Origin of the sequence: Sagittula sp. P11, from assembly GCF_002814095.1 — a bacterium.
GTDB lineage: Bacteria > Pseudomonadota > Alphaproteobacteria > Rhodobacterales > Rhodobacteraceae > Sagittula.
In genome coordinates this window covers 196,022-220,991 of the sequence record NZ_CP021913.1, presented here as the reverse complement: position 1 = coordinate 220,991, position 24,970 = coordinate 196,022, and the positions used below count along the sequence as shown (strand labels likewise).

Sequence of the window (24,970 nt, the reverse complement as noted above, 5' to 3'; positions counted from 1 at the left end):
ATGGCGACGATCCTACTTTCCGCCGCAGGGGCGGCGATCGGCGGCTCAATCGGCGGCTCGGTCCTGGGCCTTTCCGCCGTGGCCGTGGGCCGTTTCGCCGGTGCCGCCCTCGGGCGTGCCATCGACTCGCGCGTCATGAACCAGAGGGTCATGGGGCAGGGGTCCGACGTCGTCGAGACAGGCCACGTTGACCGCTTCCGCCTGACAGGCACCGGCGAGGGGCAATCTATCGCGCGGGTCTACGGACGCATGCGTGTCGGCGGCCACGTCATCTGGTCGACGGAGTTCATGGAACACGTCCATGAAAGCGGCGGTGGTGGCGGGGGCGGCAAAGGCTCTGCACCCAGACAGCCCGCGCAGCCGGTTGTGCGCCAGTACAGCTATTCGGTCAGCCTGGCGCTTGCCCTGTGCGAGGGCGAGATCACCAGCGTCGGCCGGGTGTGGGCGGACGGCGCCGAGATCCCGCTGCACGATCTGAACATGCGTGTCTATCGCGGGACTACCGACCAGCTGCCGGATCCGAAGATGGAAGCGGTTGAGGGCAGCGGCCTTGTGCCTGCCTATCGTGGCACGGCCTACGTGGTCATCGAGGATCTGGACCTCTCGCAATACGGCAACCGCGTTCCGCAGTTCAGTTTCGAGATCACGCGCCCCGACAGCGGCGCAAAGGACGTTCCGGATCTGGTGCGCGGGGTGGCGATGATCCCGGGCACCGGAGAATACGCACTGGCGACGGAGCCGGTCTACTGGGCCTATCAGGCCTCGACCGACGCCCTGTTCGGCACCGGGCCGGGCGGCGTTGCGGTGGCCAATGTGAACTCTCCGTCCGAGGAGCCGGACTTCAATACCTCCCTGCAGCAACTGACCGACGAGGTTCCGGCCTGCGAGGCGACCTCGCTCATCGTGAGCTGGTTCGGCAACGATCTGCGCTGCGGGCTGTGCGAGATCAAGCCGAAGGTGGAGCAGACGGCGTATGACGGGCGCATGCCCTGGACGGTCAGCGGATTGACCCGTGGCGCCGCCGAGACGGTTCCCGAGGACGAAGGCCGCCCGGTCTACGGCGGCACGCCCACGGACCAGTCGGTGGTGCAGGCGATCCGCCGCATGAACGCCAAGGGGTTGAAGGTAATGTATTACCCCTTCATCCTGATGGAGCAGACCGCCGGCAATACGCTGGAGAACCCGTGGACCGGCGAGGTCGGTCAGCCGGCCCTGCCGTGGCGCGGACGCATCACGCTGAGCACGGCGCCCGGTCGGGCAGGCTCACCCGACACCACGGTCGCCGCGGACGCGGAGGTCGCCGCGTTCTTCGGCACCGCCTCGGCGTCGGACTTCGCGGTGGGCGATGGCACGGTGACGTATTCCGGCCCGTCGGAGTGGCGCTACCGCAGGTTCATCCTGCATCAGGCAGCGCTTTGTGCTGCGGCGGGCGGCGTCGATGCCTTCTGCATCGGGTCCGAGATGGTCGGTCTGACGCCGATCCGTGGTGTTGCGGGTTTCGCCGCAGTGACGGCGCTGAGGGCGCTGGCAGCGGAATGTCGGGCGCTTCTGGGGCCGGACGTGCGGATCGGATATGCGGCCGACTGGACGGAATACTCCGGCTACCAGCCGTCTGGCGCACCGGGGGACCTGTATTTCCATCTGGACCCGCTCTGGTCCGACCCCGAGATCGACTTCGTCGGTATCGACAACTACATGCCCCTGTCCGACTGGCGCGATGGCGACGACCACGCCGATGCGTCTTGGGGACAGGTGCACAACCTCGGCTACCTCACCGCCAATATCGAGGGCGGGGAGGGCTACGACTGGTACTACCCGACGGACGAGGCGCGCGAGACGCAGCGGCGCGAACCGATCACCGACGACGCCCACGGAGAACCGTGGGTCTGGCGTTACAAGGACATCCGCAACTGGTGGCAGAACCGTCACCACGAACGCATAGGCGGCGAACGCCAGGAAACGCCCACCGCCTGGGAGCCCGGGATGAAACCGGTCTGGTTCACCGAACTGGGTTGCGCGGCGGTCGACAAGGGCACCAACCAGCCCAACAAGTTCCTCGATCCAAAGTCCTCGGAATCGAGCCTGCCGTATTACTCGAACGGTCTTCGGGACGAGGCCATACAGCGCGCCTATCTTCAGGCACTGCTCGGTTACTGGACGGACCCGGCCAACAACCCGGTGTCAGAGGTCTACGATGCGCCCATGCTCGACATGTCGCGTGCCTTCGTCTGGGCCTGGGATGCGCGGCCTTATCCGTGGTTTCCGGGAAATGCCGGACTTTGGTCGGACGGTCCGAACTATCGGGCCGGGCACTGGCTGAACGGCAGGGCATCGGGGCGTTCGCTTGACTCGGTTGTCACCGAAATCTGTCATCGTGTCGGCCTGACGCAGATCGACACCAGCGGGCTTGCTGGCTTTGTCCGGGGCTACGCGGTGCCGCAGATCGGCGATGCACGCAAAGCCCTGCAGCCGCTGATGCTGGCCTACGGATTCGACGCGGTGGAGCGCGACGGCCTGCTGGTCTTCCGGATGCGGTCGGGGCGCAACGCGGTGGAGATCGCTGCCGAAGATCTGGCGGTGAGCGACGACCTCGACGGCGATCTGGTGGAGACCCGCGCCGGTGCGGCAGAGATGTCGGGGCGTGTCCGCCTGGGATTTGTCCTTGCCGATGCGGATCATCAGGCGGCCTCGGAAGAGGCGATCCTGCCAGACGACGAGACGCACGCCATTGCCGAAACGGAGATTCCCCTGGCCCTGACGCGGACCGAAGGGCGGCAGATCGCGGAACGCTGGCTGTCGGAGGCCCGCGTCGCCCGTGACACGCTGCGGTTCGCCCTGCCGCCGTCGCATCTGCCGGTCGGAGCCGGGGATATCGTGCGCCTGCCTGCGCAGTCCGGTCCGGTTCTGGCGCGGGTGGACAGGGTCGAGGTCATGGAACACCAGATCGTCGACGCGGTGCGGATCGAGCCCGACGTCTTCCTGCCCTCAACCTTCACCGAGGACAACGCCCTCTTGCGCCCCTTCGTGCCTGCCGTGCCGGTGACGCCCTTGTTCATGGACCTGCCCCTGATGACCGGAGAAGAGGTGCCACACGCGCCGCATCTGGCGGTCACGGCGCAACCGTGGCCCGGCGCGGTTGCGGTATACGACGCGGCGCAGGATGCGGACTACGTCCAGAATGTGCTGGTTGCCGGACGCGCGGTTGTCGGCATCACCGAAACACCGCTGGCGGCGGCGCGGCCCGGTCTGATCGACCCGGGCGGTCCGCTTCAGGTCCGGCTGGCGAATGGCGCGTTGCAATCCATCGGGTCCGAGGCCTTCCTGGCCGGCGGCAACCTGATGGCGATCGGCGACGGAACGCCGGGCAACTGGGAGCTGTTCCAGTTCCGCGACGCCACGTTGGTCGGAGAAGGGCGGTGGCTCCTGTCTCATCGCCTGCGGGGACAGGCGGGATCGGACGGGGTGATGCCGGACACCTGGCCCGCCGGGTCGTGGGTGGTCCTGATGAACGGCGCACCGCGGCAGATCTCTTTGGCCGGGCATCTGCGTCGGGTATCCCGTCACTTCAGGATCGGACCGGCCCGGCGACCGTATGACGATCCGAGCTACGTGCATCAAGTGCATGCCTTCGATGGTAACGGCCTGCGGCCCTACCGGCCGGCGCACCTCAAGGCTCTGGATGCTGCCGGGGACTTGACCGTGACGTGGGTCCGGCGCACGCGCGTCGATGGCGACAGCTGGGACGGCTACGAGGTGCCGCTGGCGGAGGACAGCGAATCCTACGTCGTGCGGGTCATGCAGGGCAGCAGCACGCTGCGCGAGGCGCAGGTTTCTGTCCCCACCTGGACCTACAGTGCGCTTGCGCGGACATCGGACGGGATCGGTGGTGCGTACAGCATCGCCGTGGCCCAGATATCGGCGCGCTACGGGGCAGGGCCGTTCGCAATGGTCGACCTGACCGCATGAGACCGCTTCGCCCGGCGGATGTGATGGCAGCGGCGCGGGCCTTGTTGTCCGCGCCGAGCGACGTACGTCCGGAACTGATGCGCCGCATGATGGTGGAGGCAGATATGGCCGACAGTTACCGTCGCCGCCTTGGCAGGGTGCATCGGATCTGGGGTAACGGCACGCTCGCCTCCGCGGCGCTGGTCCGTCCGTTGGCGGCCTGGCAAAAGCCGGACGACAGCGATCTGCTCGAATGCCTTGCCCTGGTGACCGACGCCCTGCTGGTGCGTGACCGGATCGGTCATCCCTTGGCGCAGGACATGCAGCGCAGGACAGTCGGCTCCAGCTCCAGCCGGGCAGGGGCGATCTCCTCGCCACAGTCGGCGCAATAGCCGAACTCGCCCTCCTCGATCCTTTGCATGGCGGCTTGCAACGCACGCCGGTACAGGTCGCGCCGCGCCTGCGTGGCCTTTGCCATCGACTGGTTCAGCAGGGCATCCTGTCGCGACAGCCGCCCCACCGACTGCTGGTCGAGTTCGACGACCCGCTGGCTCCGTTCGCCAAGCGCATCATCCTCGTCGAGAGCCGCCAGCCGATTACCGATGTCCTGCCGGAATCTCCGAACCTCCCGTTCATCCATGATCGCAATGGCCCCTATCAAGGATTTGCGTTTCGTTCCCCAGACCCTATCTGCTATCTTGCCGTGGTCAAAGGAGGACGCCAGATGGCTGAAACACGCATGAAACTGGCCGAGGTCGACCCGGTCTGGGCGCGCATCGCCCGTGAAGCCGACGAAGCCGTGGCGCAGGAACCCTTGCTTGGCGGCATGGTGCATTATTCCATTCTGCACCATCCGACGATCGAAAGGGCGCTGAGCTACCGCATCTCGTTGAAGCTGGCCAATGGCGAGATGTCGGAACAGATCATCCGTGAAATCTGCGACGAGGCCTATTCGGCAGAGCCGGATCTGGCCCATGCGGCGCGCGCCGACATCACCGCCACCTACGAACGTGACCCGGCCTGCCACCGCTACCTGCAGCCGCTGCTCTTCTTTAAGGGGTTCCAGGCGGTTCAGGCGTATCGCGTGGCGCATTGGCTCTGGACGCAGGGGCGTAAGGATCTTGCGTATTTCTTCCAGATGCGGTCGTCCGAGGTGTTCGGCATCGACATCCATCCCGCGGCCCGCATCGGGCGCGGCATCATGATCGACCATGCGCACTCCATCGTGATCGGTGAAACCGCGGTCGTGGGCGACAACGTCTCTATGCTGCACTCGGTCACGCTGGGCGGCACCGGCAAGGAAGACGCCGACCGCCATCCGAAGATCGGGAACAACGTGCTGATAGGGGCCGGGGCGAAGGTGCTGGGCAACATCACTGTTGGCCACTGCTCGCGGATCGCCGCGGGGTCTGTTGTGCTGAAGGAAGTCCCGCCGTGCACCACGGTTGCGGGCGTGCCTGCGAAGATCGTGGGCGAGGCGGGCTGCGATCAGCCGTCCAAGGAGATGGACCAGATCCTGCGCGGCGAAACGCTGGGGATGTGAACCTGTGCAAGTGCGAAAAAGCCCCGGCCGGTGCCGGGGCTTTTTCGTTTGTACCACAGCAGGGCTGGCCCGAAGGGATCAGGCCAGCATGGCCAGCGGGTTCTCGAGGTTGTCCTTGATGGCGGCCAGCAGTTCCGCGCCGAGTGCGCCGTCGATGACACGGTGATCCACCGACAGGGTGACCGACATCACGGTTGCCACGGCCAGCGCCCCGTCCGCGTTTACGACCGGCTTCTTCACCCCGGCGCCGACCGCAAGGATCGCGCCGTGTGGCGGGTTGATGACCGCATCGAAGTTCTCGATCCCGAACATGCCGAGGTTGGAAATCGCGAAACTGCCGCCCTGGTATTCGGAGGGTGCGAGTTTGCGGTCGCGGGCGCGGGTCGCGAGGTCCTTCATCTCGGCCGAGAGGGCCGAGAGTGTTTTCTGATGCGCATCGCGCAGGACGGGCGTAAAGAGGCCGCCCTCGATTGCCACGGCTACCGCCACGTCCGAGGGCGTCAGTTGCAGGATGCGGTCACCGGCCCAGACGGCATTGGCCTTCGGCACCTGCTGAAGCGCCAGGGCGCAGGCCTTGATGATGAAGTCGTTGACCGACAGCTTCACGCCGCGCGGTGCGAGCTGTTCGTTCAGCTGCGCTCGGAAGGCCATCAGCGCGTCCAGCGTGATGTCCCGGCGCAGGTAGAAATGGGGGATGGTCTGCTTGGCCTCGGTCAGGCGGGCTGCAATGGTCCGGCGCATGCCGTCCAGCGGCACTTCCGTATAGGTCCGGTCCGCATAAAGCGCCGCGACGGAGGACGGATCGACCTGCGCCGCTTCGGCTTTGGCAGGCGCCACAGCGGGTGTGGCGGCAGCGGCCGCCGGTTTCGCCGCGGCGGGGGCAGCCGTCGCCCCTTCGACATCGGCCTTCACGATGCGGCCGCGCGGGCCGGAGCCCTTGATCTGCGACAGGTCGAGGCCCTTCTGCTGGGCGATCCGCCGGGCGAGGGGGGAGGCGAAGATCCGTTCCCCGTCAGAGCGTTCCGGCGCGGGCGGCGCGGCTTTGATCTCGGCCTCGGGGGCTGCCTGCGTCTCCTTCGGTTCGGACGGGGGAGGGGCCTTGGGGCCGCCCGTTGCGCCTAGGTCGTCAGCCGTCTCGCCCTCTTCCAGAAGGACCGCGATCACCGTGCCGACCTTCACCTCTGCCGTACCCTCGGCGACGACGATCCGGCCGATCACGCCCTCGTCGACGGCCTCGAACTCCATCGTTGCCTTGTCGGTCTCGATCTCTGCCAGCACGTCACCGGAAGATACCGTGTCGCCCTCCTTAACCAGCCACTTGGCCAGTGTGCCCTCTTCCATCGTGGGCGACAGTGCGGGCATCTGAATTTCCACGGGCATCGCTCAGCTCTCCGTCTCGAGGGTCATCTCGTCGAAGGGCGCCGGCGGCGTGGCTCCGTTGATGAGCGCGGTCATCGCGCCTTCCAGCTCTGTCTTCTGGGCCGCCGCCCATTCCATCGCCCGGTCTTCCGTCACGGTGCCCATCTCGCGTTCGAGCAGCGATTTGGGCGCCAGTGCCGTCACGGGGCCAAGCGACAGGTGCAGGCCGTGCGGGCCGAGCCCGAGGATTTCGATCTCATCCGCCATGGTTGCCCCCTCAGCGATAGGTGACTTGTTTGACGGCCTCGATCACCTCTGCGGTGGTGACCAGGGCCAGCTTTTCGAGGTTCGCGGCATAGGGCATGGGCACGTCCTTGCCGGTCAGGTTGATGACCGGGGCATCAAGCCAGTCGAACGCCTTCTGCATCAGCACCGCCGAGATGTTGTTGCCGATGGAGGCCACCGGGAACCCTTCCTCGATGGTCACGCAGCGGTTGGTCTTTTTGACCGAAGCAATGACGGTTTCGGTGTCCATGGGCCGCAGGGTGCGCAGGTCGATGACCTCGGCGCTGATGCCCTCTGCCGCCAGCTTCTCTGCCGCGTCCATGGCGTAGGTCATGCCGATGCCGAAGCTGACCAGCGTGACATCGGTGCCCTCGCGCCAGATGCGGGCCTTGCCGAAGGGCACGGTGAAGTCGTCCATCACCGGCACGTCGAAGGAGCGGCCGTAAAGGATCTCGTTTTCGAGGAAGACCACCGGGTTCGGATCGCGGATGGCGCTTTTCAGCAGGCCCTTCGCGTCGGAGGCAGAGTAGGGCATGCACACCTTCAGGCCCGGGATATGCGCGTACCATGCCGCGTAATCCTGGCTGTGCTGCGCGCCGACCCGGGCCGCGGCACCGTTCGGACCGCGGAAAACGATGGGGCAGCCCATCTGGCCGCCGGACATATACAGCGTCTTGGCCGCCGAGTTGATGATCTGGTCGATGGCCTGCATGGCGAAGTTGAAGGTCATGAACTCCACGATCGGGCGCAGGCCGCCGAAGGCCGCACCGACGCCGATCCCGGCAAAGCCATGTTCGGTGATCGGCGTGTCCATCACACGTTTGGACCCGAACTCGTCCAGCAGGCCCTGGCTGATCTTGTAGGCGCCCTGGTACTCCGCCACTTCCTCCCCCATCAGGAAGACGTCGCCGTCGCGGCGCATCTCCTCGGCCATGGCGTCGCGCAGCGCCTCGCGGACGGTCTGCGACTTCACCTTCGTGCCTTCCGGCCAGTCCGGTTCGGGCTTCTGCCACTCCGGCTCCGGGTGCGATTTGGCGGCGGCGGGCGCGCTTTCGGAGGTCAGCGTCTTGTCGACGGGGGCGGGCTGCTGCGCCGGGCCGGTGCGGACCGCGTCCTCCACGCTTTCGCCGTCCTCGACCAGCACTGCGATGGGGGTGTTCACCGCCACGCCCTGCGTGCCTTCGGTCACGAGGATCTTGCCGACGATGCCCTCGTCGACCGCCTCGAACTCCATCGTCGCCTTGTCGGTCTCGATCTCCGCGATCACGTCGCCGCTCGAGACGGTGTCGCCTTCCTTCACCAGCCACTTGGCCAGCGTGCCTTCCTCCATCGTCGGAGAGAGCGCGGGCATCAGGATTTCGGTTGCCATGTCCGTGTCACTCCTGCTCTTGCGGCCGACAGGCGTTCATCAGCGCCCCCATCGACATGTTGGCGAACCCGACATCGTTTTCGGCGGTGGGGGTGAGGATTGTCAGGTGTACCTGCTCGGTCGGCATCCGGCCTTCGCAGCGCGTGTCGGTGCAGGTCATCTCGATAGCGTCCCGGTAAGCCTTGCGGGTCTCGTTGTCCGGCCCGTCCAGCGTGATGTCCGCGCTCACGTCCACACCATCCGAGAACGGCAGGATCAGGCTGGCCACGTCGGGGGCATAGACCGCCTCCTGGTAACCGTCCATCGACAGGTCCCGCACGTTGAACGTGGTCACCGTGGTGCGCACCGTCTCCGGGTCCAGCTTCTGGATCAGTGTCATCCGGTAGAGGCAGGTGTCGAGGTGCTCGAACTTCGTGCGGAAGGGCGCATCCTCCTCGCCCTGGTTCAGGTAACGGAAGAGGTTGACCGCCAGCGGCGCCTCCAGCGGCGGGCCGTCGATCACGATGGTCTCGCCCGTGTCCTTGTTGGTGACCGTGGTCTGCGCCAGTGCCGCAAGGGGCAGGGCGGTCAGCGCCGCAGCGACGACGAATGCCTTCATGCCGCGCCCTCCTGTTTCTGCGGCACGGATTGGGCGTAGATGTCGGTCCAGAGCTCATCGAGCGCGGGTTCCGGGCTCTCGCGGGAGAAATCCGCAGCCTCCGTCACCACGGCCTTGATCTCCTTGTCGATGGCCTTCAGGTCGTCCTCTGTCGCGTGTTTGCCCTGCAGCAGCATCTCGCGGACGTGTTCGATGGGATCGCGCTCCTCGCGCATCTTCTGGACTTCCTCGCGCGTCCGGTACTTTGCCGGGTCGGACATGGAGTGCCCGCGATAGCGGTAGGTCTTCACCTCGAGGATGTAGGGCCCCTTGCCGGACCGGCAGTGCTTCACCGCCTTGTCGCCCGCATCCTTGACCGCCGAGACATCCATCCCGTCGACGATCTCTCCGGGAATGCCGAAGGCCTCGCCCCGGGTGTGCAGATCAGGCGTGGACGTCGAACGCGCCTGCGCCGTTCCCATGGCATACTGGTTGTTCTCGATCACGAAGATCACCGGCAGCTTCCAAAGGGCGGCCATGTTGAAGGTCTCGTAGACCTGGCCCTGGTTCGCGGCGCCGTCCCCGAAATAGGTGAAGGTCACGCGGTCGTTGCCCCGATACTTGTCCGAAAACGCAAGACCCGCGCCCAGCGGCACCTGCGCGCCGACGATGCCGTGGCCGCCGTAGAAGTGCTTTTCGCGGCTGAACATGTGCATGGAGCCGCCCTTGCCCCGGGAATAGCCGCCCTCGCGCCCGGTCAGTTCGGCCATGACGCCCTTGGGATCCATGCCGCAGGCCAGCATGTGGCCGTGGTCGCGGTAGGAGGTGATACGCTTGTCGCCCTCTTCGGCAGCGGCTTCCAGTCCGACGACCACCGCCTCCTGTCCGATGTAGAGGTGGCAGAAACCGCCGATCAGTCCCATGCCGTAAAGCTGGCCCGCCTTCTCCTCGAAGCGCCGGATCAGCAGCATGTCGCGATACCAGGCCTTCAGGTCGTCGGCCGAGACATTGGGCTTTGCAGCCGCCTTGCGCGTGGCCATCGCGTCTCCTCCCCAGGAATAGTTTAGCGTTAAACAGTCTTGGCAAGAAGCGTAGCGCGGCTTTGCAGGCCCGTAAAGCCCGCGCAACAATATTTCGCGCACTATTCGTCGCAGGAAATCTTCATAAGCGCGCAACGGGATGCTGCCGTCGGACGTTGGCGCAGGAATGGACCGGACAGGGCGATCCTGCAGGCACTTTCGACAGCGACCGTTAACGATAGGAACTGTTACCAATGGAAGACGATGACGACGCGCCGAAGCTGATCCGCACCGATTTCAGCGACGAAACCTCGTGGGAGGCCCTGCTCGAGGCCGCGATGGCCGAGGGCGAAATGGGGTACACCGCCAACTTCTCACGCGTGGAGGACGAGCAGCACGACGGCGCCGATACCGACGCCCTGTTCGAAGCCTTCCCGGATGAAGCAGTGCTGTATGTCGCCGACGATCACGCCATGAGCGACCAGAGCTGGCCGATCCTCGTCGTGGATACGGAGACCGGCGCCGAATTCCGGGTGCGCGCCGGGGACGCCTGGGCCGTGGAGAACAACCTCACCCTTGGCAACATGTCCTTCGACGAGGCCATGGACATGCTGGACGAGGACGGAGTTTTCCAGCCGCCGGTCTGAAACCGGGTGGCTCAGTTCACCACGATTTCGTCGGACCGCACCAGGCCCAGCACATCGCGGGCCTGCTGGTCGAGCAGGTCGAGGTCGAGATAGTCGTCGGACAGCCGCTCCGTGAGGTTCTCCATCTGGAGGACCTCCGCCTGCACGGCGGCAAGCTCCTGTTCCAGCTTCTGGCCCTCGACCACGATTTCCGCGCGGCGGAACAGGCCGAAGTCCCCTTGCACGGCGGCAAAGGTGAAATAGGCCGACAGGCTGAGGGTCACCGCGAAGAACACGGGGACGCCAAGGGAAGGGCGTGAACGACGGGGTGTCATGATCTCTTGTCTGCCTCGGAAACATCTCTCGGGGGATGCCTTGCCGGCCAATCTGTCATGCTGGCCGAATCAGTAAAAGCCACGCCTTCGTGAGCCCGCGAATCGGTGGTAAAGCGTTGCATTCCTGCACAGTACGCTGCCTCTCTGGCTTGTGACAGTGGGGTCGCTATTGTGCGCGCATGCAAAGACCGCTCCTCCTCTGCCTGCTGATTCTCTCCCTCGCCGGATGTGCCGCGCGGGGCGTTATCACGCTCCTGCCGGAGCTTGACGGGCAGGGAACCGACCTGCAGCGCGTCTTCATCGCCTCCAACCGGCTGAGCGGTTCCGACGATGCGAGCCAGTTCATCTTCGAACAGGACTTCGGCGATGTGCGCGACCCGAACATGCGCTACGGCTCTATCCTTATTTCGATCCCGCCGGGCCACAGGACAGGCAACATCGAATGGCCGGGCGCCGAGGAGCCCGATCCGCAACGCCATTTCGTCGCCTCGGATCAACGCACCTTCGCCGACGCGCGTGCCTTCCTGAAGGCGCTCGACGCCAGCGGCCGCCAGCCGCGCGAGGTGGTGGTGTTTGTGCATGGCTACAATGTGAACAACGCGGAGGCGGTCTATCGCCTGGCGCAGATCGCGCAGGACTTCGACGCCAAGGTGCCGGTGATCGCCTTTTCCTGGCCGTCCGCCGGAAACCCGCGGGGCTATGTCTATGACCGTGACAGCGTCATGTTCTCGCGCGACGACCTGGAGACGCTGCTGACCGCGCTGACCGGGCCGGGGGATCGCAAGGTGCTGCTGGTGGCGCATTCGATGGGCAGCCAGTTGGTGATGGAGACGCTGAGGCAGATGGCGATCTCGGGTAACCGTGGCGCGCTGGCCGATATCTCCGGCGTGGCGCTTATCAGTCCCGATATCGACGAGGACGTCTTTGTCCAGCAGGCGCGGCGCATCACGCCGTTTCCGCAGCCCTTCACCCTGATGGTGTCGGACCGCGACCGGGCCCTGAACCTGGCGGCGTTCCTGACGGGCAAGCCCGCGCGGCTTGGATCGATCACCGACCCGGGCCGGCTGGGCAACCTGCCGGTGCAGGTGGTCGATCTGTCCGACATCGAGGGGGGCGACCGGGGCGGTCACACCACGGCCTTTACCGCCCCCGCGGCGATCCGCCTGCTGCGCGATCTGGCGACGGGCGCCTCTGAACTGATCGAAGGCGCCTTCTGAGGGGTTCAGTCCTCGGTCTTCTCTTCTTCGCGCTGGTCCAGCGCTGCGACGCCGGGCAGGGTCTTGCCTTCCATCCACTCGAGGAACGCCCCGCCAGCCGTTGAAATATAAGAGAAATCCGACGCGACACCGGCCTTGTTCAACGCCGCGACCGTGTCGCCGCCACCGGCCACGGACACAAGCTGACCAACCTCGGACCGCGCCGCCGCATGGCGGGCCGCCGCGTTGGTCGCCGCATCGAAAGGCGCGATCTCGAAGGCGCCGAGCGGGCCGTTCCAGATCAGGGTTTTCGCCCGGTCGATGGCCTGCTTGATATGCGCCACGCTGTCGGGCCCGGCGTCGAGGATCATCGCGTCGGCGGGGCAATCCTCGGCCTTCACCACCTCGCTGTCGGCGCCTTCCTTGAACTCGCGCGCAACGACGACATCGCGCGGCAGCAGCAGTTCGCAGCCGGTCTCCACCGCCTTCTCGGCAATCGCCTTCGCGGTTTCGGTCATGTCGTGCTCGCAGAGCGACTTGCCCACGTCGATGCCCTGCGCCGCGAGGAAGGTGTTGGCCATGCCGCCGCCGATCACCAGCATGTCGACCTTCTCGACAAGGTTCGACAGCAAGTCCAGCTTGGTCGACACCTTCGCACCGCCGACCACCGCCAGAACGGGGCGTTCCGGCGTGCTCAGCGCCGATTCCAGCGCCTGCAGTTCGCCCTGCATCAGGCGTCCGGCGCAGGAGGGCAGAAGGTGCGCGACACCTTCGGTGGAGGCATGCGCACGGTGCGCGGCCGAGAAGGCGTCGTTGCAGTAGACATCGCCCAGTTCCGCCATCTGCGCGGCCAGCTCAGGGTCGTTCTTTTCCTCGCCCTTGTGGAAGCGGGTGTTTTCCAGCAGCGCCACCTGGTTTTCGCCCAGCGTGTCGATGACCGCCTGGGCCACCGGACCGACGCAGTCGGCGGCAAAGACCACCTCGACACCCAGCACCTGCTCCATCGCGGGGATCAGCATCTGCAGGCTCATGTCGTCGCGCCGCTCGCCCTTGGGCCGGCCGAAGTGCGCCAGCAGCACCGGCTTTCCGCCGCGCGCCAGGATGTCCTGGATCGTCGCGCAGATGCGGTCGATGCGGGTGGTATCCGTCACCTTGCCGTCTTCGACGGGGACGTTGATGTCCACGCGGGTCAGCACCCGTTTGCCGTCCAGATCCATGTCGTCGAGGGTCTTCCAGGCCATGTCGCTCTCCCAGTCCCAATCCCGTTCCCAATCCGTACCCGTGTTGCCCTCTGACGCGCGCGCCGTCAACGGCTGCTTGGCTTTGTGCGCGGCGTGGCATAAACCACCGGCCAGAATGAATGAGGAGTGGACGACATGGCCGAGATCAAGGATCCGGAAAACACCATCCTGATGGAACTGAAGGGCGGCACGGTCGTGATCGCGCTGATGCCCGACGTGGCCCCGAAGCACGTGGAGCGGATGAAGGAGCTGGCGCGCGCCGGTGCCTATGACAACGTCTGCTTTCACCGCGTGATCGACGGCTTCATGGCGCAGACCGGCGACGTGGCCAACGGCAACATGGAGAAGGACTTCAACCTGCGCCGCGCTGGCACGGGCGGGTCCGATCTTCCGGACCTGCCGGCAGAGTTCTCGCGCATCCCGCACGCCCGCGGGTCACTGGGCGCGGCACGGTCGCAGAACCCGAACTCCGCCAACTCGCAGTTTTTCATCAACTTCAAGGACAACGACTTCCTCAACGGGCAGTACACCGTCTACGGGCAGGTGATCGAAGGCATGGAGCACGTCGATGCCATTACGCGCGGCGAGCCGCCCGCCAACCCGGACCGGATGATTACCGTCAAGGTGGCTGCCGATGTTGCGTAACCTGACCGTTGCACTGGCGCTTCTGGCGTCTCCGGCACTGGCCACCGGCCTTCAGATCGAGGTCGCGGGCGAGGGCGGCCCCAAGGGCACCGTCACCATCGACCTGTTCGAGGACGTGGCTCCCGGCCATGTGGAGCAGATCACCGCACTGGCCGAAGCGGGCGCCTATGACGGTGTCGTCTTCCACCGCGTGATTGACGGCTTCATGGCGCAGACCGGCGACGTCTCCTTCGGCAACATGGAGAAGGACGGCTTCGACATGCGCCGCGCCGGAACGGGCGGCTCCGAACGTCCCGACCTGAAGGCAGAGTTCTCCGACCTGCCGTTCGACCGCGGCGTCGTGGGCATGGCCCGCTCGCAGTCGCCGGACAGCGGCAACTCGCAGTTCTTCATCATGTTCGAGCCGGGCCCGTTCCTGAACGGCCAGTACACCGTGGTAGGCGAGGTGACGGACGGCATGGACGTGGTCGACTCGATCAAGCGCGGACATCCGCGCAGCGGTGCCGTGGACGGGGAACCGGACCACATGGCCAAGGTCACCGTGACCGAGTGACGAGATCAGGGGCGCTTCGGCGCCCCTTTTTCCTGTCCGACCATCGTGCCGATCATGGCTGACCCGGCACTGCGGACTGGACAGCCGCCCCCCGAGCCCGGACAATCGGTGCAAAGAGGGGGGATTTTCCATGCGTCGCGTCTTCGGTCTGTGCCTGCTGCTCTGGTCCGCGATCGCCACCGGCGCCGCCGCCGATCCGTCGTTCTGGAAACACGAATGGCCGGACACCGATTTCTCGAACACCAGCGTGTCCAGCTGGGTGGAGATCGTCTCGGGCGGGCCGCCGAAGGACGGCATCCCGGCGCTCTCCGATCCGCAGTTCGTCGAGGTTGCGCAGAAGGAGGGCATCGCACCCACGGAGCCGGTCATCACGGTGGAGATCGACGGAGAACGCCCGCGCGCCTATCCGATCCGCTACCTGACGTGGCACGAGATCGTCAACGACAGCATCGGCGGGGTGCCCGTCGCTGTGACCTTCTGCCCGCTCTGCAACTCTGCCCTGACATTCGACCGGCGCGTAAACGGCCGGGTCTTGACCTTCGGCGTCTCAGGCAAGCTGCGCAATTCCGACATGATCATGTACGACCGCGAAACGCAAAGCTGGTGGCAGCAGGCGGTGGGTACGGGCATCGTCGGGGACATGACCGGCACGCGGCTGAAACCCGTCGCGTCGTGGATGGAGAGTTTCGGAACCTTCGTGCAGCGCAATCCCGATGGGCTGGTGATGGCCGAGCCGGAGTGGCAGCGCCCCTACGGCCGCAATCCCTACCGCAACTACGATACGTCGAAGCGGCCGTTCCTCTACTCCGGCGAGATGCCCCCGCACGGCATTGCACCGCTGATGCGGGTGATCCGCGTGGGCGACCGCGCCTGGCCGATGGACAGGCTGGCGCGGGAAGCGGACGTGACAGAGGACGGCGTGCGTATCCTCTGGCAATCCGGCGTGAACTCCGCGCTCGATGCCGACCGGATCGCGGACGGGCGGGATGTGGGGGCGGTGCGGGTGACGGATACAGCGGGCCGGGACCTGCCGCATGACGTGATGTTCGCTTTCGCGTTCCATGCCTTCTGGCCGGAGGGGCGCTGGATGCTCGGCGCGAAGTGACGGCCTGAGTCAGCAACACAGCGCCAGAGGCAGGACGCGGGCCACGGGCGCGAGGCAGGGCAGGTGGACCCATGTGCCGCCAAGCCGGTGGGCGGTCGCGCCGAGGCCCAGCTTGAAACGTGTCAGCCCCGGGGCGTCCTGCGCATTGAGTAACCCGAGGTCGAGCATGTCATGACCCCGCCGCCAGCAATCCGTCGCCGCCTCCCACAGCACGAGGTTCATGGCGTTCAGGCGGCGACCTTCCCCCGTGCTGTGCCCGATCTGCCAGGTCGCCATGCGCCCGTGTCGCAGGATCAGAGCGGCGGCGACAGGCCGGCCCTTGTGCCGGGCTTCGTAGACCACGGCCTCCCCGGGGTTGGCGGCGGCGTAGATCGCGCAGAAGGCGGGCGGCAGGCCCTTGTAGCCCTTAGTCTTCGCATGCCGCGCCTCGGCGCCAAGGAGCCAGTGGTCCGGTGTCAGGTCGGTGTGGCGCACCTCGATCTCCTCCCGCTGCGCCCGGTTGAGGCGATTGCGCCACTTCTGTCTCAGGCTGGCGCGCAGGGTTGGTGGCGTGGCGAGCGGCAGCAGCGCGATGGTCGCCGGCGTCATCAGCGGCCAGAACCCGCCGTCGCGCAGAATGCTTGGCGGGATGCCGTCGGCGTTCAGCAGGAGGGGTCGGCCATCGTGCCAGTGCGGCCAGCGCGTGACCCAGTCACAGAGTTCGCCCGGATCCTCCGCCACCGGTCCGCGCGACACGAGGTCGACACGCCCGAAGGGCCGGATGACCCGCGACTGAACCTGCCAGAGCAGGCGCACACCCGCCCGCGCCTCGCGTTTGCAGAGTCGCGTCTGCACCCCCATGCGGGCACAGGCGCGCGCGAATTGGGGGGTTTGGGGGAGGGGGAGGCGGAGCATGGGGGTATTAACGGGATCAAAACTTTCGAATGGTTTAATGGCTGCATGAACAGACAGCCTTTGCGCCGTGCGGCGCCCCGATCCGAATCGATTGCGCTGACACGGCCCCGTCCGACCGCCGGGGCGGCGCTGCTGGTGGCCTGCGTGCTTTCCATACCCTTCGTTTTGCTGAGCGTCCTGCAGGCGGTGTTCTGAGAGCGGGAAGGCGCACGGGTTGAAGAGCCGCGCCTAGCTTAGCGGTGCGGGGCGCGGACCGGCGGCACGAAAAGGCGTGTAACCCGGGCGCGTCAGTTAGTTGTGGCGTGGCGCGGCTTGGCGTCGTGGGTGAGTAGGCCGGGCGGTACAGCGCGACGCGGGCCAGCGAGGGTGCCTCGGGGGATTGTGTGTCGGGCCGTTGTGCGTTCCGTATTCGAAGTTGGGGCTTGGCTGCATACCTCGGGCAATTTGCACGGCAGTGCGTTCAGCTTTCGGCGGACATCACGCCGTGAGGTGGAGCATTTCCGGAGTTGATCCAGTGTACTGGAGCATCGTCACGCGCGGCAGACTGTTGATGAAACATGCCTGACCGGCGGGCATGGCGCGGAGGTCTGTTCGCGACGGCCTTGCTTGGGCGCGGGCAAGGGAGCGACCTCGGGGATACGGGTTCGCGTACAGCAATGCACAAAAGAAAAGACGCGCGGCAGCGCCGCGCGTCGCAACATCCGGCGGAAACCGCCGTTCAGTCCGCCAGCTTGACCAGCGCGTGGCGCTTCTTGCCCGCGCTCAGCTTGATCGGTGAGGACAGGGCGCCCCGGTCCAGCATCAGGCCCGCGTCGGTCAGCGGCGCATCGTCCAGTCGTGCGCCGTTCTCGGCGATCAGGCGCTTGGCCTCCTTGCCGGACTTCACCAGCCCCGAGCGGACGATAAGCTGGATGACGGAGATGCCATCGCCGATCTCGTCGGAGGTCAGCTCCAGCGTCGGAAGATCGTCGCCCACGCCGCCCTTCTCGAAGACCTCGCGCGCCGTGGCCTCTGCCGCGGCGGCGGCCTCTGCACCGTGGCACAGCCGGGTGACCTCGTTGGCGAGGATGATCTTGCCCTCATTGATCTCCGACCCGGCAAGGCCGCCCAGACGCTCGCATTCCTCTACCGGCAGCTCGGTGTAGAGTTTCAGGAACCGGCCCACGTCCGCGTCGGTGCTGTTCCGCCAGAACTGCCAGAACTCGTAGGGGGAGAGCATGTCGGCATTCAGCCACATGGCGCCGCCCTGGCTCTTGCCCATCTTCTTGCCATCTGACGTGGTCAGCAGCGGCGAGGTCAGCCCGTAGATCTCGTGATCCAGCACCCGGCGCGTCAGGTCGATGCCGTTGACGATGTTGCCCCACTGGTCGGACCCGCCCATCTGCAACAGGCAGTCGTAACGGCGGTTCAACTCGAGGAAGTCGTAGGCCTGCAGGATCATGTAATTGAATTCGAGGAACGACAGGGACTGTTCCCGGTCGAGCCGCGACTTCACGCTTTCGAACGACAGCATCCGGTTGACCGAGAAGTGCCGCCCGATGTCCCGCAGGAAATCGAGGTAGTTCAGGTCGTCCAGCCATTCGGCGTTGTTCAGCATGAGCGCGTCGGTGGGACCGTCGCCGTAGCTGAGGTACTTGGCGAAGACCTGCTTCATGCCGTCGATGTTGGCGTCGATCTGCTCGGGGCCGAGCAGGGGGCGTTCGTCCGACCGGAAGGAGGGGTCGCCGACCTTCGTCGTGCCGCCACCCATCAGGGTGATGGGCCGGTGGCCGGTCTTCTGCAGCCAGCGCAGCATCATGATGTTGAGCAGGTGGCCGACGTGCAGCGACTGCGCCGTGGCGTCATAGCCGATATAGGCGGTCACCACCCCGTGCGACAGCTTGTCGTCGAGCGCCTGGTAATCGGTGCAGTCGGCGAGGTAGCCGCGCTCCATCATGACGCGCATGAAATCCGATTTGGGATGGTAGGTCATGGCCGGCCTTCTGTATATTATCCGCAGGTCCGTATAAGGGCCGCGGGGCGTGAGGAAAAGAGCATGATGAGAACCGGGCCGGTCAAAGCGCTGGGGGCGATGTCGGGAACGTCGCTGGACGGCGTCGATGCGGCTGTCGTGGTGACCGACGGGGTGACGATCTTCGAGTTCGGCGACAGCGCCTATCGCCCTTATTCGGAGGCGGAGCAGAAGGTCCTGCGCGCGGCGCTCGGCAAGTGGCCGGGGGCGGACCTTGAGGCCGCTTCGGAGATCGTGCTGGGCGCGCACCGCGAGGTTCTGTCACGTTTCGAGGGGATCGACGTGGTGGGCTTCCACGGCCAGACGCTGGCGCATGAGCCGCGCGGCCGGGGCACGCACCAGCTGGGCGACGGCGCGGCGCTGGCGGATGCCCTGGGCGTGCCGGTGGTCTGGGATTTCCGGTCGGCGGACGTGGCGCTGGGGGGCGAGGGCGCGCCGCTGGCGCCGTTCTTCCACTGGGCCTGCGCGAAGTGGATCGGGGCGGAGAAGCCCTTGTGTTTCCTCAATCTCGGCGGGGTGGGCAACCTGACCTGGGTCGACCCTGCCGCCGCGAAGCCCGAGGCGCCCGGCGCGCTTCTGGCGTTCGACACCGGGCCTGCCAACGCGCCGCTGAACGACCTGATGACCGAACGGCGCGGGCTGGCCTTCGACGAAGGCGGCGCGCTGGCGCAGCAGGGCCGGGTGGAGGAAGGCGCGCTTGAGCTGTTTCTCGATGAAGGTTTCTTCCGAAGAATGCCTCCGAAGTCATTGGACCGCGACGATTTTTCCGTGATGCTCGATCTGGTGCGGGAACTCGGCGACGCCGATGCCGCCGCCACCATGACCGGCATGGCCGCGACCGCGGTGATGGTCGGGATGGAACATTGCCCGACACCGCCCGACCGGGTCCTGGTGACGGGCGGCGGGCGCAGGAACCCGGTGATGATGGAGATGCTGCACGTTGGCCTCGACTGCCCGGTGGTGCCGGTGGAGGACGCGGGCCTTGATGGCGACATGCTGGAGGCGCAGGCATTCGCATGGCTGGCGGTGCGGGTGGCGCGCGGCCTGCCGACCTCCGCGCCGGGCACGACGGGGGTGGCGGCGCCGGTGGGTGGCGGCCAGATCTCGCGCCCCGAGCGCCGCTCCGAAAGCGTGGCCTGACCGGTGTTGCGCGGCGTGCGCCCCGTTGCGTGAACGCCTGTTCAGTTAAGCGGCCGGGCGTTGCGTCAATACGGCGTGCGCCGTTAACCCTGGGACATCATGATGGGGCTGCGGGCTGCATGCGCCACAAGGCGTTAACCCGATATTCACCTTTAGACTGAACCCGTTACCGGTGAACCGGCCGATTGGAGGTGTCGAACCGGCCGGATCGTGATTTTCGAATGCTTGTTTTATGAACAAACCATTGATGTTGTGGAAAACCCTGCAGGACGCCACGCAACAGCGCGTCATCCGGGCGTTTTCAGCATTGTCATTTGTGGTCACGTGGCCTTATGTTATCAGGCAGGCTTTCGCGCAGTGCGCGGAGCCGGACAGTTTCGCTGTGTCGGGAGTTGCGAGAGACGCGCCCGATGCAGACCGATTGGGCCCGAGGGGCGCTGGCGGGGGATACCCGTCGCATGCCGGAGGCCGATGAACCGAACCCGTAGAGCGAGCGACGCGACGGGTTTCATGAATGGGCGTCGGGCGCGGAATGCGTGCCATGACGTCGGAGAAGAACCGCGATGACGCGCGCGACGCAAGACAGGCACATGGGCAGGAGCGGAAACGCCGCCTTTGAGCCATGCGACCGGCCGTCACTATTCGCCCAGACAAGACACGCCCCACGCTTCCTTGCGCCTCCCGGTCAAAGGGCCGGTTCATGGGGGCTGCGCGCGTGCACACGGATTACATGGCAAAGAAAATGCTCATCGATGCCACCCACGCGGAAGAGACCCGCGTCGTGGTGGTGGACGGAAACAAGGTCGAGGAGTTCGACTTTGAATCGGAAAACAAGCGTCAGCTAGCGGGCAACATCTACCTCGCGAAAGTCACGCGGGTCGAACCGTCGCTGCAGGCGGCCTTCGTCGATTACGGCGGCAACCGTCACGGGTTCCTCGCGTTCTCGGAGATCCACCCGGATTACTACCAGATCCCGGTGGCCGACCGTCAGGCGCTGATGGAGGAGGAGGCCGCACTGGCCGCCGCCGCCGATGAAGAAGAGGACAAGCCGAAGAAGTCTTCGCGGTCGCGGTCGCGCAAGAAGTCGTCGAAGCCGTCCACGCGGTCCGACTCGAAATCGCCGAAGGAACCTTCGGGGATGGAGACCATCGACCTCGGGTCCGAGGAAGACGCGTCCGAGAACGAGGCGGTGGCAGAGGCCGGCGCCCCGGGCGAGGGCCTGTCGCCTATGGAGACCGTGACCGAAGCGCCCGTTGGCGAGCCGGTCGATTCGGTGGAATCCGACGGTGCAGAGACCAATGCGACCGCTTCGGCGGAGGCGGACCTGCCGCAGTTCGTGATGACCGAACCGGCCCCCGTACAGGAAACGGCAGAGGATCCCGTGGCAGAGACGCCGGCCGAGGCCGCACCGGAAACCGCATCCGAAACCGCGGATACCCCGGCGGACGACGCGCATACGTCGGACGCACCGGCCGAACAGGCCAACGACACCACGGAAGTGCCGGCAGCGGAGCAGGAGACCTCCGAGGACGAGGACGACACCAACGGGTCGCAGCGCCCGATGGCGGCGGATTCGCGCGACGATGCGCTGGTCGTGACCGGCGAGCCGGGCGAGAGCGACGATGAGGATGACGACGACGAGGACATGGGTGACGACGCGGCTTCGCGCGACGAATCCATCGAATCCGTGGCCGACGACGACACGCACGAGGACATCCGTCCGGTGCGCAAGCCGCGTGCCCGCCGTTACAAGATCCAGGAAGTGATCAAGGTCCGGCAGATCATGCTGGTGCAGGTGGTCAAGGAAGAGCGCGGCAACAAGGGCGCGGCGCTGACGACCTACCTGTCGCTTGCGGGCCGTTACTGCGTGCTGATGCCGAACACCGCCCGGGGCGGCGGCATTTCCCGCAAGATCACCAACGCCACCGACCGCTCGAAACTGAAGGCCATCGCCAACGAGATCGACGTGCCGAAGGGCGCGGGCCTGATCATCCGGACCGCGGGCGCCAAGCGCACCAAGACCGAGATCAAGCGCGACTACGAATACCTCCAGCGCCTGTGGGAGCAGATCCGCGAACTGACGCTGAAGTCGATCGCACCGGCGAAGATCTACGAGGAAGGCGACCTGATCAAACGTTCGATCCGCGACCTCTACAGCCGCGAGATCGACGAGGTTCTGGTGGAAGGCGAGCGCGGCTACCGCGTGGCCAAGGACTTCATGAAGATGATCATGCCGTCCCACGCCAAGAACGTGAAGAACTACACCGACCAGATGCCGCTGTTCGCGCGCTACCAGGTCGAATCCTACCTGGGCGGCATGTTCAACCCGGTGGTCCAGCTCAAGTCGGGCGGCTACATCGTCATCGGCGTGACCGAGGCGCTGGTGGCCATCGACGTGAACTCCGGCCGGGCGACCAAGGAAGGCTCCATCGAGGAGACCGCGGTCAAGACCAACCTGGAGGCCGCTGAAGAGGTGGCGCGCCAGCTGCGTCTGCGTGACCTCGCCGGTCTCATCGTCATCGACTTCATCGACATGGACGAGCGCAAGAACAACGCCGCCGTCGAGAAGAAGCTGAAGGACAAGCTGAAGACCGACCGCGCCCGCATCCAGGTGGGCCGCATCTCGGGATTCGGCCTGCTTGAGATGTCGCGCCAGCGTCTGCGTCCGGGCATGATCGAGGCGACCACGCAACCCTGTTCGGCCTGCCACGGCACCGGCCTGATCCGTTCCGACGACAACATGGCGCTGCAGATCCTGCGCCAGATCGAGGAAGAGGGCGTGCGGCGCCGGTCGCGCGAAGTTCTGGTGAAGTGCCCGGTGGGCATCGCCAACTACCTGATGAACCAGAAGCGCGAGCACGTCGCCATGATCGAGGCGCGGTACGGCATGGCCGTGCGCATCGAGGGCGACCCGCATCTGATCGCGCCCGACTTCTCGATGGAGAAGTTCAAGACGGCGACCCGCTCCGTACCCGAAGCGACCGCGCCCGTGGTGTCCGTCGACACCTCGATCATGGATGCCATCGACGAGGCGGCCGAAGCCGAGGAGATCGAGGCAGATGTCGAGGAGATGGAGGAGCAGCAGTCCTCCGGCGACGACAACGGCAACGATCAGGGCAGCGACGACAAGCCGAAGAAAAAGCGGCGTCGGCGGCGTCGTCGGTCGAAGTCCAAGGACGGCGACCAGTCGCGTGACGATCAGGACGACAACGGGTCGAACGACGGCGAGTCGGACAATGGCTCCGGCGATACGGACAGCGGTGACGACGACAGCGACGCGGCCGAGGGTGGCGACACCGGCGGCAGTGACGAGGACGGTCAGGACAGCGGCAAGAAGAGCTCGAGCCGCTCGCGGTCACGCTCCCGTTCGCGCAGCCGGACGTCCAAGCCGAAGGAGCCGGTCGAGGCGTCTTCCGAGGGTGACGCCAACGGCGATGCGCCTGCCGAAGCGGTGGCCATGACGGCCAATGCTCCGGCCCCGGTGGAGGCAGAAGCCGCACCCGAGGCCCCGGCAGCCGCCGAGCAGACGGCCGAGCCGGTTGCCGAGACAGCCCCGGAAGAGGCCCCTGCCGAGGCGCCCGAAAAGTCGGCGGAGCCGCAGCCCGCAGCAGCGCCGGAGGCCGTGTCCGAGGACGAGAAGCCGAAGCGTGCCCGCACCCGGGTCAAGGCATCTGACGTGATCGCGCAGGTTGTGGGGTCGCCGGTCGGTGGCTCGGCAGAGGCCGCGGTCAACGCGGAGCCGGTCGAAGAGCCCGCCGCCGAGGCAGAGCCCGAAGCCGCACCGCAGCCCGAACCGGAAACGGTTGGCGAGACCGCGGGCGACGACGACGAGCCGAAGAAGAAAAAGCGCGGTTGGTGGTCGCTGGGCCGCTGAGGCCCGCCCATTCCGTGAACAGAAAAACCGCCGCGTGCAGACGCGGCGGTTTTTTCATGCGCGCCCGGTGGGTTGGGACGTCACGCGGCCTTGCGTTTCGCGGCAGGCGAAGGTCAGACCTTGCGGACAATCCATGTCATGGTCGCGCCGTCCTCTGACTGGCTGTCCAGCACGTTGCCGGATTCGGCGCAGAAGTGGGGCACGTCGATCACCGCGGCCGGATCGTCGGTGATCAGGGTGATGGTCTCCCCTGCCGTCAACGCCTGCAGCCGCTTGCGCAGCTTGAGGACGGGCAGGGGGCAGAGCAGTCCGGTGGCGTCGAGTGTCTGGGTCATGTCCGTGTCGTAGCGCCTTTGCCGCCGCTCTTGAAGGGGCTTGCGTGAAGGGGGTGCGGGCCGGTCTGTGACGATGCGTCCACGGGGATGTGAGCAACCCCGGCGTGACGCCATCCGCGCTTTGCCATATGTCCGGGAACATGTTCGGAATCGATCTCATCGACGCATCCCTGATGCCCGCCATGTTCGTGGCGCTGCTGGCGGGGCTGGTGTCCTTCCTCAGCCCCTGCGTGCTGCCCATCGTGCCGCCGTACCTGGCTTTCATGTCGGGCCTGTCGCTGAACGAGATGCAGGAGGGCCGCAAGCGTGGCAAGGTCGCACTGGCGGCGCTGTTCTTCGTGCTGGGGCTGTCGACGATCTTCGTGCTTCTGGGGTTCACGGCGTCGTGGCTGGGGTCGTTCTTTCTGACGAACCAGGTGCTCTTGGGGCGGATCGCGGGGGCGGTGGTCATCGTCTTCGGCTTGCATTTCCTGGGCGTCTTCCGGATCGGGTTCCTCGACCGGGAAATGCGCATGGAGGGCGGCGAAGGCGGATCGGCCTTCGGGGCCTATATCCTCGGGCTGGCCTTTGCCTTTGGCTGGACGCCCTGCATCGGCCCGCAACTGGGCGCGATCCTGTCGCTGGCCGCGACGGAGGCCTCGGTGGCGCGGGGCACGGTCCTGCTGGCGGTCTACGCGGCGGGGCTGGGCATTCCCTTCCTGCTGGCGGCGATCTTCCTCGGCCGCGCCGTCGGGCTGATGAACCGGATGAAGCGGCACATGGCCATGATCGAGAAGGTCATGGGCGTCCTGCTGATCGTGGTGGGCGTGGCACTCCTGACCGGGGCGTTCTCGGCCTTCTCCTTCTGGTTGCTCGAAACTTTCCCCGGGCTCGCGACGCTGGGGTGACGCGCGGCACCTTGCGGCGAAATCGCCCCTC

At 66.2% G+C, this 24,970-nt stretch carries 21 protein-coding genes; 10 read left to right on the top strand and 11 right to left on the bottom strand.

Features of this window, described 5'->3' with window-relative positions; genetic code table 11:
- Nucleotides 1–3,966 (top strand): glycoside hydrolase/phage tail family protein, encoded by a 3,966-nt coding sequence (locus CDO87_RS01075; RefSeq protein WP_100927042.1) that lies wholly within the window; start codon nucleotides 1–3, stop codon nucleotides 3,964–3,966.
- Nucleotides 3,967–4,246: 280 nt separating this feature from the next.
- Here the strand turns inward: CDO87_RS01075 and CDO87_RS01070 are convergent, their stop codons facing one another.
- A complete protein-coding gene (locus CDO87_RS01070; protein WP_198521795.1) occupies nucleotides 4,247–4,585 on the bottom strand; it encodes a TraR/DksA C4-type zinc finger protein in 339 nt (112 codons plus the stop codon).
- 84 nt (nucleotides 4,586–4,669) lie between these two features.
- On the opposite strand from CDO87_RS01070, the gene cysE reads away from it, so the two are divergent.
- Complete coding sequence (cysE, locus tag CDO87_RS01065; RefSeq protein WP_100927041.1) at nucleotides 4,670–5,488, top strand: serine O-acetyltransferase; 819 nt, start codon at nucleotides 4,670–4,672, stop codon at nucleotides 5,486–5,488.
- A gap of 78 nt (nucleotides 5,489–5,566) precedes the next feature.
- Here cysE and CDO87_RS01060 read toward each other — a convergent pair whose 3' ends face one another.
- The 5 genes from CDO87_RS01060 to pdhA are packed head-to-tail and all read right to left on the bottom strand — an operon-like array spanning nucleotide 5,567 to nucleotide 10,118.
- Nucleotides 5,567–6,868: a pyruvate dehydrogenase complex dihydrolipoamide acetyltransferase gene (locus tag CDO87_RS01060; protein ID WP_100927040.1), complete on the bottom strand. Its 1,302-nt coding sequence runs from the start codon at nucleotides 6,866–6,868 to the stop codon at nucleotides 5,567–5,569.
- A 3-nt stretch (nucleotides 6,869–6,871) separates the two neighbouring features.
- The gene (locus CDO87_RS01055; protein WP_100927039.1) at nucleotides 6,872–7,114 is read right to left on the bottom strand and encodes a hypothetical protein; all 243 of its coding nucleotides are present in this window, start codon (nucleotides 7,112–7,114) and stop codon (nucleotides 6,872–6,874) included.
- Between the two features lie 10 nt (nucleotides 7,115–7,124).
- On the bottom strand, nucleotides 7,125–8,501 hold the full coding sequence (locus CDO87_RS01050; RefSeq protein WP_100927038.1) for a pyruvate dehydrogenase complex E1 component subunit beta: 1,377 nt from the start codon (nucleotides 8,499–8,501) through the stop codon (nucleotides 7,125–7,127).
- 7 nt (nucleotides 8,502–8,508) lie between these two features.
- Nucleotides 8,509–9,099 (bottom strand): hypothetical protein, encoded by a 591-nt coding sequence (locus tag CDO87_RS01045; RefSeq protein WP_100927037.1) that lies wholly within the window; start codon nucleotides 9,097–9,099, stop codon nucleotides 8,509–8,511.
- Nucleotides 9,096–10,118: a pyruvate dehydrogenase (acetyl-transferring) E1 component subunit alpha gene (gene pdhA / locus CDO87_RS01040; protein ID WP_100927036.1), complete on the bottom strand. Its 1,023-nt coding sequence runs from the start codon at nucleotides 10,116–10,118 to the stop codon at nucleotides 9,096–9,098. The genes CDO87_RS01045 and pdhA overlap by 4 nt, the downstream gene beginning before the upstream one ends.
- Before the next feature lie 233 nt (nucleotides 10,119–10,351).
- Here pdhA and CDO87_RS01035 point away from each other — a divergent pair, with 233 nt between their 5' ends.
- On the top strand, nucleotides 10,352–10,744 hold the full coding sequence (locus CDO87_RS01035; RefSeq protein WP_100927035.1) for a DUF6924 domain-containing protein: 393 nt from the start codon (nucleotides 10,352–10,354) through the stop codon (nucleotides 10,742–10,744).
- A gap of 11 nt (nucleotides 10,745–10,755) precedes the next feature.
- On the opposite strand, the gene CDO87_RS01030 is transcribed toward CDO87_RS01035, so the two are convergent.
- A complete protein-coding gene (locus CDO87_RS01030) occupies nucleotides 10,756–11,058 on the bottom strand; it encodes a septum formation initiator family protein (protein ID WP_100927034.1) in 303 nt (100 codons plus the stop codon).
- Between the two features lie 179 nt (nucleotides 11,059–11,237).
- Between CDO87_RS01030 and CDO87_RS01025 the strand changes: the two genes are divergently transcribed.
- A complete protein-coding gene (locus tag CDO87_RS01025; RefSeq protein ID WP_100927033.1) occupies nucleotides 11,238–12,275 on the top strand; it encodes an alpha/beta hydrolase in 1,038 nt (345 codons plus the stop codon).
- A gap of 5 nt (nucleotides 12,276–12,280) precedes the next feature.
- On the opposite strand, the gene CDO87_RS01020 is transcribed toward CDO87_RS01025, so the two are convergent.
- Nucleotides 12,281–13,495: a phosphoglycerate kinase gene (locus CDO87_RS01020; RefSeq protein WP_100927032.1), complete on the bottom strand. Its 1,215-nt coding sequence runs from the start codon at nucleotides 13,493–13,495 to the stop codon at nucleotides 12,281–12,283.
- 135 nt (nucleotides 13,496–13,630) lie between these two features.
- On the opposite strand from CDO87_RS01020, the gene CDO87_RS01015 reads away from it, so the two are divergent.
- The 3 genes from CDO87_RS01015 to CDO87_RS01005 all read left to right on the top strand — a co-directional run bounded on the left by CDO87_RS01015 (nucleotide 13,631) and on the right by CDO87_RS01005 (nucleotide 15,798).
- Nucleotides 13,631–14,140, top strand: coding sequence for a peptidylprolyl isomerase (locus tag CDO87_RS01015; RefSeq protein WP_100930789.1), 510 nt, complete (start codon nucleotides 13,631–13,633; stop codon nucleotides 14,138–14,140).
- Nucleotides 14,130–14,693 carry a peptidylprolyl isomerase gene (locus CDO87_RS01010; protein WP_100927031.1) on the top strand — a complete coding sequence of 188 codons (564 nt, stop codon included), beginning with the start codon at nucleotides 14,130–14,132 and terminating at the stop codon, nucleotides 14,691–14,693. Before CDO87_RS01015 ends, CDO87_RS01010 begins: the two co-directional genes overlap by 11 nt.
- Nucleotides 14,694–14,823: 130 nt before the next feature.
- Nucleotides 14,824–15,798: a DUF3179 domain-containing protein gene (locus CDO87_RS01005; protein ID WP_100927030.1), complete on the top strand. Its 975-nt coding sequence runs from the start codon at nucleotides 14,824–14,826 to the stop codon at nucleotides 15,796–15,798.
- Nucleotides 15,799–15,807: 9 nt separating this feature from the next.
- Here the strand turns inward: CDO87_RS01005 and CDO87_RS01000 are convergent, their stop codons facing one another.
- Nucleotides 15,808–16,692, bottom strand: a complete 885-nt coding sequence (locus CDO87_RS01000; RefSeq protein ID WP_254698262.1) for a GNAT family N-acetyltransferase — start codon at nucleotides 16,690–16,692, stop codon at nucleotides 15,808–15,810.
- A gap of 718 nt (nucleotides 16,693–17,410) precedes the next feature.
- Entirely contained in the window at nucleotides 17,411–18,664 is a 1,254-nt protein-coding gene (tyrS, locus tag CDO87_RS00990) for a tyrosine--tRNA ligase (protein WP_100927027.1), read from the bottom strand.
- Nucleotides 18,665–18,727: 63 nt separating this feature from the next.
- Between tyrS and CDO87_RS00985 the strand changes: the two genes are divergently transcribed.
- Both CDO87_RS00985 and CDO87_RS00980 read left to right on the top strand, forming a co-directional pair.
- On the top strand, nucleotides 18,728–19,843 hold the full coding sequence (locus CDO87_RS00985; protein ID WP_100927026.1) for an anhydro-N-acetylmuramic acid kinase: 1,116 nt from the start codon (nucleotides 18,728–18,730) through the stop codon (nucleotides 19,841–19,843).
- A gap of 730 nt (nucleotides 19,844–20,573) precedes the next feature.
- Nucleotides 20,574–23,717, top strand: a complete 3,144-nt coding sequence (locus CDO87_RS00980; RefSeq protein WP_100930788.1) for a ribonuclease E/G — start codon at nucleotides 20,574–20,576, stop codon at nucleotides 23,715–23,717.
- Between the two features lie 113 nt (nucleotides 23,718–23,830).
- On the opposite strand, the gene CDO87_RS00975 is transcribed toward CDO87_RS00980, so the two are convergent.
- The gene (locus CDO87_RS00975) at nucleotides 23,831–24,052 is read right to left on the bottom strand and encodes a sulfurtransferase TusA family protein (protein ID WP_100927025.1); all 222 of its coding nucleotides are present in this window, start codon (nucleotides 24,050–24,052) and stop codon (nucleotides 23,831–23,833) included.
- Between the two features lie 140 nt (nucleotides 24,053–24,192).
- Between CDO87_RS00975 and CDO87_RS00970 the strand changes: the two genes are divergently transcribed.
- Entirely contained in the window at nucleotides 24,193–24,939 is a 747-nt protein-coding gene (locus CDO87_RS00970; protein ID WP_100930787.1) for a cytochrome c biogenesis CcdA family protein, read from the top strand.
- The last annotated feature ends 31 nt before the right edge of the window (nucleotides 24,940–24,970 follow it).

Excerpts from the sequence above, each read along its gene's own strand:
- CDO87_RS01020 (WP_100927032.1), bottom strand. The coding sequence starts at position 13,495 with ATGGCCTGGAAGACCCTCGACGACATGGATCTGGACGGCAAACGGGTG.
- CDO87_RS00975 (WP_100927025.1), bottom strand. The coding sequence starts at position 24,052 with ATGACCCAGACACTCGACGCCACCGGACTGCTCTGCCCCCTGCCCGTC.
- CDO87_RS01055 (WP_100927039.1), bottom strand. The coding sequence starts at position 7,114 with ATGGCGGATGAGATCGAAATCCTCGGGCTCGGCCCGCACGGCCTGCAC.
- CDO87_RS01070 (WP_198521795.1), bottom strand. The coding sequence starts at position 4,585 with ATGGATGAACGGGAGGTTCGGAGATTCCGGCAGGACATCGGTAATCGG.
- CDO87_RS00980 (WP_100930788.1), top strand. The coding sequence starts at position 20,574 with ATGGCAAAGAAAATGCTCATCGATGCCACCCACGCGGAAGAGACCCGC.
- CDO87_RS01035 (WP_100927035.1), top strand. The coding sequence starts at position 10,352 with ATGGAAGACGATGACGACGCGCCGAAGCTGATCCGCACCGATTTCAGC.
- CDO87_RS01015 (WP_100930789.1), top strand. The coding sequence starts at position 13,631 with ATGGCCGAGATCAAGGATCCGGAAAACACCATCCTGATGGAACTGAAG.
- CDO87_RS01030 (WP_100927034.1), bottom strand. The coding sequence starts at position 11,058 with ATGACACCCCGTCGTTCACGCCCTTCCCTTGGCGTCCCCGTGTTCTTC.
- CDO87_RS01045 (WP_100927037.1), bottom strand. The coding sequence starts at position 9,099 with ATGAAGGCATTCGTCGTCGCTGCGGCGCTGACCGCCCTGCCCCTTGCG.
- CDO87_RS00985 (WP_100927026.1), top strand. The coding sequence starts at position 18,728 with ATGATGAGAACCGGGCCGGTCAAAGCGCTGGGGGCGATGTCGGGAACG.
- CDO87_RS00970 (WP_100930787.1), top strand. The coding sequence starts at position 24,193 with ATGTTCGGAATCGATCTCATCGACGCATCCCTGATGCCCGCCATGTTC.
- CDO87_RS01025 (WP_100927033.1), top strand. The coding sequence starts at position 11,238 with ATGCAAAGACCGCTCCTCCTCTGCCTGCTGATTCTCTCCCTCGCCGGA.
- cysE (WP_100927041.1), top strand. The coding sequence starts at position 4,670 with ATGGCTGAAACACGCATGAAACTGGCCGAGGTCGACCCGGTCTGGGCG.
- tyrS (WP_100927027.1), bottom strand. The coding sequence starts at position 18,664 with ATGACCTACCATCCCAAATCGGATTTCATGCGCGTCATGATGGAGCGC.
- CDO87_RS01050 (WP_100927038.1), bottom strand. The coding sequence starts at position 8,501 with ATGGCAACCGAAATCCTGATGCCCGCGCTCTCTCCGACGATGGAGGAA.
- CDO87_RS01060 (WP_100927040.1), bottom strand. The coding sequence starts at position 6,868 with ATGCCCGTGGAAATTCAGATGCCCGCACTGTCGCCCACGATGGAAGAG.
- CDO87_RS01010 (WP_100927031.1), top strand. The coding sequence starts at position 14,130 with ATGTTGCGTAACCTGACCGTTGCACTGGCGCTTCTGGCGTCTCCGGCA.
- CDO87_RS01075 (WP_100927042.1), top strand. The coding sequence starts at position 1 with ATGGCGACGATCCTACTTTCCGCCGCAGGGGCGGCGATCGGCGGCTCA.
- pdhA (WP_100927036.1), bottom strand. The coding sequence starts at position 10,118 with ATGGCCACGCGCAAGGCGGCTGCAAAGCCCAATGTCTCGGCCGACGAC.
- CDO87_RS01005 (WP_100927030.1), top strand. The coding sequence starts at position 14,824 with ATGCGTCGCGTCTTCGGTCTGTGCCTGCTGCTCTGGTCCGCGATCGCC.
- CDO87_RS01000 (WP_254698262.1), bottom strand. The coding sequence starts at position 16,692 with ATGCTCCGCCTCCCCCTCCCCCAAACCCCCCAATTCGCGCGCGCCTGT.